The following is an 11,716-nucleotide window of genomic DNA, read 5'->3' as shown; positions in this document are numbered from 1 at the left end:
CGGTTACCCTCATCTTAAACACCAGCAAACAAAAGGGTTATCGCTGAACCAGCGTTGTTACCTGACTTACGGGAACTGCAGGCCATAAGCATCCTTGTAGGGCATGAAAACCATACGGTGTGATTCGCGCCAACATTCCTGGGGTATCGATACCTGCCGCAATGATATAGCTGCAACAAGGCGAAATTTGCGTATGAATAGCACGAATAAATGGTGCGAAGGATGTATTAGCTATTTGTTGCTGAACAAAGCCTTTATCCAACATAACTCGAGTGAAAAGACCATCAAATATTGCTTTCATGGTGCTGTTACCCGCACCTAAATCCCCCAACACCAATGGACAAATTTGAGATAAGCGCAAGAGATTACAATTATCTTTCCCCTCATTAAGTTGTGGATAATTTTCATTAATCCGCAATTCAATAAAAGGAAATTTTAATAGTTGGTCTGCGTAATTATTAGCACCTAATAATAATTTTGCTACTTGTGGCGTTAAATTAATCCATGCAAAAATTTTGTGTTGAATAAAAAAATGTTGGCATGATTTAAGTAATTCTAACTGCTCGGCAAATAGCTGCCAATGCTGTTCCTCAGAAAGCTGCGCCATAACCCGCGTCGTCGGGATGCGAACCATACCGTCTTCACTGGAGAAATGGGTTATTATTTCAACCCCAACAAGATTTTGCCGGCTATCTCTTATCGGCAGGAAATAGCAATCAGAATGATAAACATTATCTAGTAAAATCTTCATGGTAATCGCCCTTCTCCAGAAATATTTTTACAAATCCGGCTAAAAAGGATGAGGCCATAAAGTATAAAAAAAACAGAAGGGATAACTTTCATTTGTTCCTTGTTAACCACTTTTTCATGGGTCCTTTTTTAGATTATTCTAATTATAAACGAATATTCCATTTACGGAATTTTTGTCTGAAAAATACTACGGCATTCAGAAGTAAAAGGACGGTGATGTATCATCACCGTCCTTTTCGACATACTAGATTCGTCTCGCTTGCCAGAAATTTTTCTGCCAGTAGACATTATCAAGGGAAGAGCGCATCACCCCTTTACTGGTAGAGGCGTGAATAAATTGGTTGTTGGTATCATAAATACCCACATGTAAACCATTTTGCCCAGAGCCGGTTTTGAAGAAAACCAGATCGCCTGGCAGCAACTCGTCTTTATCAATTTGAGTACCGATAGAGGCCTGTTGCTTTGTTTCACGCGGCAACTGCAAATCGAAACGATCGCGCATCGTTACGACCACAAAGCCTGAGCAGTCAACCCCGCGACGACTCATACCACCATAACGATAAGGTGTACCATGCCAGCTTTGTAGTTGATCGTTCAAACCAGCAATCACGGTAATAGAGTCAGAAAGTCTGGCGTTTGGTGGCGGCGCTTTATGGTGACTACACCCGACCAGAAACAGTGCTGTGATTAAAATAAGGCAGAAACGCATTCCGTACGAATCCTCTGTTTTTTATTCTTGCATTAATTTAGCGTCGAAATTACCCGATTTTCAAGATGCTATTGTTATCAGGCTGTCGAAATCAGCATTCTGTGACCTTCAATGTCCAGACGGCGGAAATTCATCCCATAGGCCTGCGCCAGGTTCGGCGGTGTCAGAACGTCCTCCCTGCGTCCACTGGCCAATAATTTTCCACCTTTTAGCAGCCATGCCCGATGCGCGTGACGCAATGTGTGATTGAGATCGTGACTGCTCATCACAATCGCTAGCCCTTGCTGGCACAGCGCGCTCAGAATTTTGTCTAACGCACTTTGTTGCGCAACGTCAAGGCTGTTCATCGGCTCATCAAGAAGCAGTAATTGGCCTGCGGGATTGGCTTGTGGTGTGATTTGCAGCACTACCGCAGCAAGACGTACACGTTGCCATTCACCGCCGGAAAGTTGATTAGTGCTGCGTCCGAGTTTGTCATCAAGAGCCAGCGCCCCGGCGACATCGTTTAACAGGTCGCTACGCGTTTTATCATGCTGATGCAGGGTCAGGTAATGCCAGACCGGCATAGCAAATGGCGGTGTTTGTTGCTGTGAAAGATAGGCGCGATGCAGCGCGAGTTTTGTTGCGGACCATACTTCCAGTGGTTGCCCCGCGAACTGAATGCTTCCCTTACCGCCGGTCATTCCGGCCATTCGCGCCAGCAAGGTACTCTTACCCGCGCCGTTCGGCCCCACCAGATGCAGGATCTCCCCTGCCCGAACCTCACCCGAAAGCGGCCCCAGGCGGGTTGATTCCGCTACATCCTGCAACTGCATCACAATAGACATTATTTTGCCAACGCCAGTTTAATGCTTTCCATCACAATGGGATCTTCCGGCGTCATATCCGGGGAAAAACGCTGGATGACTTTGCCATCTCTGCCTACCAGGAATTTCTCAAAATTCCACAAAATATCATCAGGGTACAGCGGTGCACGACCTTTGCTGACCATGCGCGCATAGAATCCGCTTTCTTCCGGCGCGACTGCGGTCGGCGCTGCGGCAATCAATTTTTGATACAGCGGATGGCGTCCTTCGCCATTAACTTCAATCTTACTGAACATCGGGAACGTCACCCCCCAGGTGGTGGTGCAGTAAGTTTTAATCTCTTCATCGCTGCCCGGTTCTTGCTCCAGAAACTGGTTGCACGGGAATCCCAGCACCACAAAACCTCGATCGGCCCAGGCTTTCTGAATATTCTCCAGCTGCTCATATTGCGGCGTTAAGCCACACTTTGAGGCGACATTGACAATCAACAGTACATTACCGGCATATTTCTCCAGCGTGGTCACTTCACCGTCGATATCCTTCACTACAGTGGTCAGAATGGAATCTTGCATCGTGTCTCCTGGATGTGGTCAGTAAAAATCTTAGCTTTTAATCATAGACCGTCTTTTTGCGGCTAACGTCCTGCTTTTAACAATAGCCAGATAAACACCGGTGCGCCCAACGTAGCGGTGACTACACCAATTGGCAGCTCGGCGGAAATCAGTGCCAGACGAGCGACAATATCGGCGAGTAGCAATGCCGTAGCGCCTGCCAGAGCACAGCCAGGAAGTAAAACACGGTGATCGGTTAACCCACACAGCCGCAGAATATGCGGGATCACCAGACCAATAAATCCAATAGCACCAGCAAGCGCCACACTGACGCCGACCATCCAGCCGGTCGCTGCTACCAGCACATTGCGCCAGAACCAAAGAGGCAACCCCAGCTGTCGCGCCGAGACCTCGCCAAGAGCTAACATATTCATCGGTCTGGACTGACAGCAAATCCACAACAACACCGGGATCAACGCCACCATCAACCAGCTTTGCCGCCAGTCAACACCGCCAAAGCCGCCCATCATCCAGTACATTAACTGGCGCAAATCAACCGATGTGGAAAAGTAAATGGCCCACGTCATTAATGCGCTACAGATAATCCCTAATGCAACTCCCGCCAGCAATAATCGGCTGGTCGAAAGATGACGGCGGGCAAAACGCAGGAGAATTAAAGTGATAATGAGTGCACCAGCAATGGCACAAAGCCCCAGCGCCCACTCAGGTAATTGCCCTTGCCCCAGCAATACAGCGGCGATAAGCCCTACACCTGCACCATTAGAGACGCCGAGTAACCCTGGTTCTGCAAGCGGGTTTTCAAATAGCGCCTGCATTACTGCGCCGGATAACGCCAGCGCAGCACCAACCAGCAATACAGCCAGCGTGCGTGGAAGACGTATTTGCCAGACAAAAAGCTCGCCTCGTGGAGTAAACCAGTCAGTTGGCGAGATCCATTGTTCACCAGCACAGAGGCTTAAAAGAAGCGCCAGCAGCATTAATATTGACAGGCTAAATAACCAGCGTACATTTTGTCGCTGTTGTTGGCGGGCAAGTGTCAGCATGGTATCCGTTCTGCTGAAGAGTCATTTCGTTGATTTTACGGTGACTCGCCAGTAGTGAAAAGAAAAAAGGCCGCAGAGCGGCCTTTTTAGTTAGATCAGATTACTCGTCTTTGGGCGAAGCGTTTTCGACACGGCTCTTTAACTTCTGTCCGGGTCTGAAGGTCACCACGCGCCGTGCTGTAATGGGAATATCTTCGCCCGTTTTCGGGTTACGTCCCGGGCGTTGATTCTTATCACGCAGATCGAAGTTACCAAAACCAGAGAGTTTCACCTGTTCGCCGTTCTCCAGAGCGCGACGGATCTCTTCGAAAAACAGTTCAACCAGTTCTTTGGCATCCCGCTTGCTAAGCCCAAGCTTATCAAACAGATATTCTGACATTTCAGCTTTTGTAAGCGCCATAGGTTCAATCCCTCAATGATGCCTGGAATCGCTCTTTTAATGCCTCTACACATTTGGCGACGGTAGCGGCAATCTCCTCTTCTTCAAGTGTACGGCTGGTATCTTGTAGGATCAGGCTAATGGCGAGGCTCTTATACCCCTCCGCAACACCCTTACCACGGTACACGTCAAATAAGTTTACGCCAACTACCTGATTTACGCCAACTTTCTTACATTCGGATAAAATATCCGCAGCAGGAACGTTTTCTGCGACCACAACGGCGATGTCACGACGGTTCGCCGGGAAGCGAGAAATCTCGCGCGCCTGAGGCACCACGCGGTCTGCGAGCTTGTTCCACTCCAGTTCGAACACCAGAGTGCGACCGTTAAGATCCAGTTTACGTTCCAGTTCAGGATGAACAACCCCAACAAAACCAATACGTTCACCTTTCAGATAAATCGCTGCGGATTGTCCCGGATGCAGTGCCGGATTCGCTTCTGCACGGAACTCAACGTCAGCCAGTTTACCGGTCAGGTCGAGTACGGATTCAAGATCGCCTTTCAAATCATAGAAATCAACGGTCTCTTTTGCCAGGTTCCAGTGCTCTTCGTAACGGTTACCGCAAATAACACCAGCTAACATCAGATCCTGACGAATGCCCAACGGTGCCTGAGTATCTGGTACGAAACGCAGACCGCTTTCAAAAATGCGCACGCGGTTTTGCTGACGGTTCTGGTTGTACACCACGGTTGCCAGCAGGCCAGTCCACAGAGAAAGACGCATTGCCGACATTTCAACGGAAATCGGGCTAGGCAGCAACAAGGCTTCAACGCCTGGATGGATCAGCTGCTGAACTTTCGGATCAACGAAGCTATAGGTGATCACTTCCTGATAGCCTTTGTCGTTGAGCAGCGTTTTCACGCGCTTGAGTGACAAGTCAGCTTCACGGTGAGTGCCCATAATCAGGCTTGCCTGTACCGGTTCATCCGGGATGTTGTTGTAGCCGTAAACACGCGCCACTTCTTCGACCAGATCTTCTTCAATCTCCATGTCGAAACGCCAGCTCGGCGCAACTGCCTGCCACTCGTCCTTACCTTCGGTCACTTCACAGCCGAGACGGCGCAGAATGTCGGTCACCTGCTCATCTGCAATATGATGGCCAATCAGACGATCCAGTTTGCTGCGACGTAAAGTGATGGTCGCACGCTTCGGCAGCGTTGCTTCGTTAGTGATATCGATTACCGGACCAGCTTCACCGCCACAGATGTCAATCAGCAGACGGGTCGCACGTTCCATCGCTTTGTGCTGCAGTGCCGGATCAACACCACGCTCGTAACGATGAGACGCATCGGTATGCAGACCATGACGACGAGCACGACCGGTGATAGACAGCGGGCTGAAGAAAGCACATTCCAGCAGGACGTTTTGCGTTTCTTCATTTACGCCAGAGTGTTCGCCACCGAAGATGCCGCCCATCGCCAGCGCCTTGTTGTGATCGGCAATGACCAGGGTGTCAGCATTCAGCTTCGCTTCAGTACCGTCAAGCAACACCAGCGTTTCACCCTCTTTCGCCATCCGCACCACAATGCCGCCTTCAATACGATCTTTATCGAAAGCGTGCATCGGTTGACCCAGTTCGAGCAGCACATAGTTGGTCACGTCAACTACCGCATCAATGGAACGAATACCGCAGCGACGCAGTTTTTCTTTCATCCACAGCGGGGTTGGCGCTTTAACATTAATACCTTTTACAACGCGACCAAGATAACGCGGGCAGGCTTCCGGCGCTTCTACTGCAATCGGCAGCGTGTCGTCGATGGTCGCACCAACCGGAACGATTTCCGGTTCAATCAGCGGTAGTTGATTCAGCACAGCCACGTCACGCGCAACACCAATGATGCCTAAGCAGTCGGCACGGTTTGGCGTAACGCTGATTTCGATGGTGTTATCATCAAGTTTCAGGTATTCGCGGATGTCGGTGCCAATTGGCGCATCCGCTGGCAGTTCGATAATGCCGTTGTGATCGTCAGAAATCCCCAGCTCAGAGAAGGAACACAGCATCCCTTCAGACGGTTCACCACGCAGTTTCGCCGCTTTAATTTTGAAATCGCCCGGCAGTACAGCACCAATGGTCGCTACCGCCACACGCAGACCCTGGCGGCAGTTTGGCGCACCGCAGACGATATCAAGCAGACGATCGCCGCCGACATTAACTTTGGTCACACGCAGTTTGTCCGCATTCGGATGCTGGGCACACTCAACCACTTCACCAACAACCACGCCGTGGAAGCTACCGGCAACCGGTTCTACACCGTCAACTTCCAGACCCGCCATGGTGATTTGATTCGCCAGCGCGTCGCTATCAATCGCCGGGTTCACCCATTCGCGTAACCACAGTTCACTGAATTTCATAATCTATTCCTGCCTTATTTAAACTGTTTGAGGAAACGCAGATCGTTTTCGAAGAATGAACGCAGGTCGGTGACGCCGTAACGCAACATAGTCAGACGCTCCATTCCCATCCCGAAGGCGAAACCAGAGTAAACTTCCGGGTCGATGCCAACGTTACGCAGCACGTTCGGATGCACCATCCCGCAGCCCAGTACTTCCAGCCATTTACCGTTTTTACCCATGACGTCCACTTCTGCAGAAGGTTCGGTAAACGGGAAGTAGGAAGGACGGAAGCGAATCTGCAAATCTTCCTCAAAGAAGTTACGCAGGAAGTCGTGCAGCGTGCCTTTCAGGTTGGTAAAGCTGATGTTGGTATCAACAATCAGGCCTTCCATCTGATGGAACATCGGCGTGTGGGTCTGGTCGTAGTCGTTACGATAAACACGTCCAGGCGCGATGATACGAATCGGCGGCTGCTGAGCTTTCATGGTGCGGATCTGTACACCAGAAGTCTGGGTACGCAGCAGACGGGTCGCATCAAACCAGAAAGTGTCGTGGTCAGCGCGCGCCGGGTGGTGACCAGGAATATTCAGAGCATCGAAGTTATGATAATCGTCTTCGATTTCCGGTCCGGTCGCCACGGTAAAGCCAAGCTCACCGAAGAAACTTTCGATACGGTCAATGGTCCGAGTCACCGGATGCAGACCGCCGTTTTCAATACGGCGACCAGGCAGGGAGACATCAATAGTTTCCGCTGCCAGGCGCGCATTCAGCGCCGCGCTTTCCAGTTCGGCTTTACGCGCATTCAACGCCTGCTGCACCTGCTCTTTCGCTTCGTTGATAACCGCACCGGCTGCCGGGCGTTCTTCTGGCGGCAGTTCACGCAGGGTCGTCATCTGAAGGGTTAAGTGCCCTTTTTTACCCAAATATTCGACGCGCACATTGTCTAACGCGGCAACATCTGACGCCTGGCTAATGGCCGCCTTCGCACTGGCAACCAGTTCTGCGAGATGTGACATGGTTTTCCTCATTGTGTCAGTGGTGACACTGGTTCGTTGGACTTAGAGCCTATCCCATCAGGCTATTTTACTTGCCATTTTGTCCTGGGCAGTGCTCGAAAGCCTCACGTACTGAAAAGTACGCTCCGGTTTCTCCGCACTGTCCGTGTCCAGAATGGCGGCGATAATTACGCCTGATGAGACAAGCTTTTTATTCTTCAAAACGCGCATACAAAAAAAGCCTCCACTGGGAGGCTTTCAGGCGCTGTTTTCCGTTTCTCTTCTCACGCGCTAGCCTCCTGGTGTCAGGTGCTAAAGTAAAAAAAGAAGCGGAAAATAGCAGCATTCATTGCTTGCGTTACCTTTTGGTACTCTTCAAAAGACCTTTATTGAAAAGGCATTGACGATAAAAGTCAATGTTCTGATGGTGTTGAAACGAAAAGAGGGAGACTAGCTCCCTCTTCCAACTGGCTTATGCCAGAGCTGCTTTCGCTTTTTCAACCAGAGCGGTGAACGCTACTTTGTCGAATACAGCGATATCAGCCAGGATCTTACGGTCGATTTCAACAGAGGCTTTTTTCAGGCCATTGATGAATTTGCTGTAAGAAATACCGTTCTGACGTGCTGCTGCGTTGATACGCGCAATCCACAGTTGACGGAACTGACGCTTACGTTGACGACGGTCACGGTAAGCATACTGACCAGCTTTGATAACAGCCTGGAAGGCAACGCGGTATACGCGAGAACGCGCACCGTAGTAACCTTTAGCTTGTTTCAAAATTTTCTTGTGACGTGCGCGTGCAATAACACCACGTTTTACGCGAGCCATATGTGCTCTCCTGTATCTATATTCTAATTAAAAAGTTAAAAACGTTAACGGCTTATGCGTACGGCAGGCACGCGATTACCAGACCCAGATCGCCTTTGGAAACCATGGCTTTCGGACGCAGGTGACGTTTACGTTTGGTCGCTTTTTTGGTCAGAATGTGACGCAGGTTAGCGTGCTTGTGCTTAAAACCACCTTTACCGGTTTTTTTGAAGCGCTTAGCAGCACCGCGTACGGTCTTAATTTTTGGCATTTTAATAACTTCCACTTCGCATTGTTGATAAACAGAAACAAAGGCGAATCACCCTGTGAGCCGAAGCTCACAGGAATAATTACTTGATGGCCTTACTGTTTCTTCTTAGGAGCGAGCACCATGATCATCTGGCGGCCTTCGATCTTCGTTGGGAAGGATTCGACCACTGCCAGTTCTTGCAAATCGTCTTTCACGCGATTAAGCACTTCCATACCGATTTGCTGGTGCGCCATCTCACGACCACGGAAACGCAGTGTGATTTTGGCTTTGTCACCCTCTTCCAGAAAGCGAATCAGGCTGCGGAGTTTTACCTGATAGTCGCCTTCATCTGTACCAGGACGGAATTTGATTTCCTTAACCTGGATAACTTTTTGCTTTTTCTTCTGTTCCTTAGAAGACTTGCTCTTTTCATAGAGGAATTTGCCGTAATCCATGATACGACAAACCGGCGGCTCGGCGTTAGGGCTGATCTCGACTAAGTCTACTCCGGCTTCTTCTGCTTTCTCCAGAGCTTCTCTCAGACTCACAATACCAAGCTGCTCGCCTTCCAGACCTGTTAAGCGAACTTCCTGGGCGCGAATTTCGCCATTGATACGGTTAGGGCGCGCCGTTTGAACTCGTTTTCCGCCTTTAATACCTTATTCCTCCAATTGTTTAAGACTGCGGCTGCGAATCTCTTGTTGCAGCTTCTCGATCACTTCATTTACGTCCATGCTTCCCAGGTCTTTACCACGGCGGGTGCGAACGGCAACTTTGCCAGATTCCACCTCTTTATCACCACAGACCAGCATATATGGGACGCGACGCAAAGTGTGCTCGCGGATTTTAAAGCCAATCTTCTCATTTCTCAAGTCTGCTTTAACACGAATGCCCGCATTTGATAGTTTTTGCGTCAATTCGTTAACGTATTCAGACTGAGAATCGGTAATGTTCATGATAACAACCTGCACTGGCGCAAGCCAGGTCGGGAAGAAACCAGCGAACTCTTCGGTCAGGATACCAATGAAACGTTCCATTGACCCCAGAATTGCGCGGTGAATCATTACCGGAACCTTACGCTCGTTGTCTTCGCCTACATAGGAGGCGCTCAGACGAGACGGCAAGGAGAAGTCCAGCTGTACTGTACCGCACTGCCATGCACGATCGAGGCAGTCATACAGGGTAAATTCAATTTTCGGACCGTAGAAAGCGCCTTCACCCAGTTGATATTCAAACGGGATGTTGTTTTCTTCCAGCGCAACCGCCAGATCCGCCTCAGCACGATCCCACATTTCGTCGCTACCAATACGTTTTTCAGGACGAGTGGAAAGTTTGACCACGATTTTTTCGAAGCCAAAAGTGCTGTACATATCATAGACTAAACGGATACATCCGTTAACTTCATCGCGAATTTGTTCTTCAGTACAGAAGATATGCGCGTCATCCTGGGTAAAACCACGTACACGCATCAGGCCATGCAGAGAACCTGACGGCTCGTTACGATGGCAGCTACCGAACTCGGCCATACGCAGCGGCAGATCGCGATACGACTTCAGCCCCTGGTTGAAAATTTGTACGTGCCCCGGGCAGTTCATCGGCTTAATGCAGTATTCACGGTTCTCTGAAGACGTGGTGAACATCGCATCTTTGTAGTTGTCCCAGTGACCGGTTTTTTCCCACAGGACGCGGTCCATCATGAACGGACCTTTTACTTCCTGATACTGGTACTCTTTCAGTTTAGAACGAACGAACACTTCCAGTTCGCGGAAGATTGTCCAGCCGTCGTTGTGCCAGAATACCATACCCGGTGCTTCTTCCTGCATATGATACAGGTCAAGCTGCTTACCGATTTTACGGTGATCGCGTTTAGCGGCTTCTTCCAGGCGCTGCAGGTAAGCGTTGAGGGCTTTTTTATCTGCCCACGCAGTACCGTAAATACGCTGCAACATTTTGTTGTTGCTGTCGCCGCGCCAGTAAGCGCCTGCCGTTTTCATCAGTTTGAAATGATGGCAGAAACGCATATTCGGTACGTGCGGACCACGGCACATATCGACATATTCTTCATGGAAATAGAGGCCTGGCTGGTCATCATGGGCAATATTTTCGTCCAGGATGGAGACTTTATAGCTCTCGCCGCGTTTAACAAACGTTTCACGCGCTTCGTGCCAGCTGACTTTCTTCTTAATGACGTCGTAGTTTTTCTCAGCAAGCTCATGCATCCGCTTCTCGAGTGCTTCGACATCTTCCTGGGTTAACGTGCGGTCAAGATCAACGTCGTAATAGAAACCGTTGTCAATAACCGGGCCGATTGCCATTTTGGTATGCGGCCAAAGTTGTTTAATCGCGTGCCCTAACAGGTGCGCGCAGGAGTGACGAATGATCTCCAGACCTTCTTCGTCTTTTGCGGTAATGATCGACAGTTGTGCGTCGTTTTCAATCAGATCGCAAGCATCAACCAGCTCACCATTTACGCGCCCTGCGATACAGGCTTTCGCCAGACCTGGACCAATGTCCAGCGCAACATCCATGGGACTGACAGCGTGGTCGTAATGGCGTTGGCTGCCATCAGGAAGAGTAATAACAGGCATGTTATATCCTTATTTGCAGTGGTGACCCATACGCAAGATCACATACAAAGATTCATATGAAATTTACCAAAAAGGTTTGGGCTGATTCCCGCTTCACTCTGCGAAATATGTCACAACATGCTGATTAGCGATGCCAGACCTACACCCACTTTCTGATAATACCGTCTGGCAGTTTACACGGTATTTGTTATCGGGCAAAGCGGCAATCATCATGATCGAAATGATATAAATCAATACAGGCAACGCCTGCCCATTTTGTTACACTCGCTTATTGACCACTCGAAATACGCAGGAAAACACATGCCGACAAAACGTTTTGACAAAAAACACTGGAAGATGGTGGTGGTGCTACTGGCTATTTGTGGCGCTATGCTGTTACTGCGTTGGGCGGCAATGATTTGGGGTTGAATGGTAGAACGCT

At 49.6% G+C, this 11,716-nt stretch carries 14 protein-coding genes and 1 other annotated feature; of the genes, 1 reads left to right on the top strand and 13 read right to left on the bottom strand.

Annotation, left to right across the window (positions count from 1 at the left end):
* Positions 1 to 37: 37 nt before the first annotated feature.
* From A7Z29_RS02165 to thrS, 13 genes are all read right to left on the bottom strand, one after another.
* Positions 38 to 751, bottom strand: a complete 714-nt coding sequence (locus A7Z29_RS02165; RefSeq protein WP_024165138.1) for an EAL domain-containing protein — start codon at positions 749 to 751, stop codon at positions 38 to 40.
* 243 nt (positions 752 to 994) lie between these two features.
* On the bottom strand, positions 995 to 1,459 hold the full coding sequence (locus A7Z29_RS02160; RefSeq protein ID WP_001209788.1) for a C40 family peptidase: 465 nt from the start codon (positions 1,457 to 1,459) through the stop codon (positions 995 to 997).
* Between the two features lie 77 nt (positions 1,460 to 1,536).
* Complete coding sequence (gene btuD, locus A7Z29_RS02155; RefSeq protein ID WP_000029447.1) at positions 1,537 to 2,286, bottom strand: vitamin B12 ABC transporter ATP-binding protein BtuD; 750 nt, start codon at positions 2,284 to 2,286, stop codon at positions 1,537 to 1,539.
* On the bottom strand, positions 2,286 to 2,837 hold the full coding sequence (gene btuE, locus A7Z29_RS02150; protein ID WP_001154183.1) for a bifunctional thioredoxin/glutathione peroxidase: 552 nt from the start codon (positions 2,835 to 2,837) through the stop codon (positions 2,286 to 2,288). The genes btuD and btuE overlap by 1 nt, the downstream gene beginning before the upstream one ends.
* 62 nt (positions 2,838 to 2,899) lie before the next feature.
* Positions 2,900 to 3,880: a vitamin B12 ABC transporter permease BtuC gene (btuC, locus tag A7Z29_RS02145; RefSeq protein WP_000956541.1), complete on the bottom strand. Its 981-nt coding sequence runs from the start codon at positions 3,878 to 3,880 to the stop codon at positions 2,900 to 2,902.
* A gap of 100 nt (positions 3,881 to 3,980) precedes the next feature.
* Positions 3,981 to 4,280 (bottom strand): integration host factor subunit alpha, encoded by a 300-nt coding sequence (ihfA, locus tag A7Z29_RS02140; protein WP_001229265.1) that lies wholly within the window; start codon positions 4,278 to 4,280, stop codon positions 3,981 to 3,983.
* A gap of 4 nt (positions 4,281 to 4,284) precedes the next feature.
* A complete protein-coding gene (pheT, locus tag A7Z29_RS02135; RefSeq protein ID WP_000672315.1) occupies positions 4,285 to 6,672 on the bottom strand; it encodes a phenylalanine--tRNA ligase subunit beta in 2,388 nt (795 codons plus the stop codon).
* Positions 6,673 to 6,686: 14 nt separating this feature from the next.
* Entirely contained in the window at positions 6,687 to 7,670 is a 984-nt protein-coding gene (gene pheS / locus A7Z29_RS02130) for a phenylalanine--tRNA ligase subunit alpha (protein WP_000018588.1), read from the bottom strand.
* A gap of 210 nt (positions 7,671 to 7,880) precedes the next feature.
* Positions 7,881 to 8,005: a sequence feature (Phe leader region), on the bottom strand.
* Positions 7,955 to 7,999 (bottom strand): pheST operon leader peptide PheM, encoded by a 45-nt coding sequence (gene pheM, locus A7Z29_RS23360; protein WP_001386830.1) that lies wholly within the window; start codon positions 7,997 to 7,999, stop codon positions 7,955 to 7,957. It overlaps the preceding feature by 45 nt.
* Positions 8,006 to 8,121: 116 nt before the next feature.
* Entirely contained in the window at positions 8,122 to 8,478 is a 357-nt protein-coding gene (rplT, locus tag A7Z29_RS02120; RefSeq protein WP_000124850.1) for a 50S ribosomal protein L20, read from the bottom strand.
* 52 nt (positions 8,479 to 8,530) lie between these two features.
* Positions 8,531 to 8,728 (bottom strand): 50S ribosomal protein L35, encoded by a 198-nt coding sequence (rpmI, locus tag A7Z29_RS02115; RefSeq protein ID WP_001124225.1) that lies wholly within the window; start codon positions 8,726 to 8,728, stop codon positions 8,531 to 8,533.
* Between the two features lie 92 nt (positions 8,729 to 8,820).
* Positions 8,821 to 9,363 (bottom strand): translation initiation factor IF-3, encoded by a 543-nt coding sequence (gene infC / locus A7Z29_RS02110; RefSeq protein ID WP_001700733.1) that lies wholly within the window; start codon positions 9,361 to 9,363, stop codon positions 8,821 to 8,823.
* Positions 9,364 to 9,366: 3 nt separating this feature from the next.
* Positions 9,367 to 11,295: a threonine--tRNA ligase gene (gene thrS, locus A7Z29_RS02105; RefSeq protein ID WP_001144207.1), complete on the bottom strand. Its 1,929-nt coding sequence runs from the start codon at positions 11,293 to 11,295 to the stop codon at positions 9,367 to 9,369.
* Between the two features lie 300 nt (positions 11,296 to 11,595).
* On the opposite strand from thrS, the gene yniD reads away from it, so the two are divergent.
* Positions 11,596 to 11,703, top strand: coding sequence for a small membrane protein YniD (gene yniD / locus A7Z29_RS02100; protein ID WP_001142445.1), 108 nt, complete (start codon positions 11,596 to 11,598; stop codon positions 11,701 to 11,703).
* Positions 11,704 to 11,716: the final 13 nt, after the last annotated feature.

Origin of the sequence: Escherichia sp. MOD1-EC6842 (assembly GCF_002965705.1) — a bacterium.
Classification (GTDB): Bacteria; Pseudomonadota; Gammaproteobacteria; order Enterobacterales; family Enterobacteriaceae; genus Escherichia; species Escherichia ruysiae.
Note: the sequence above shows the minus strand (reverse complement) of the source record. Positions and strands in the feature narration are given on the sequence as shown.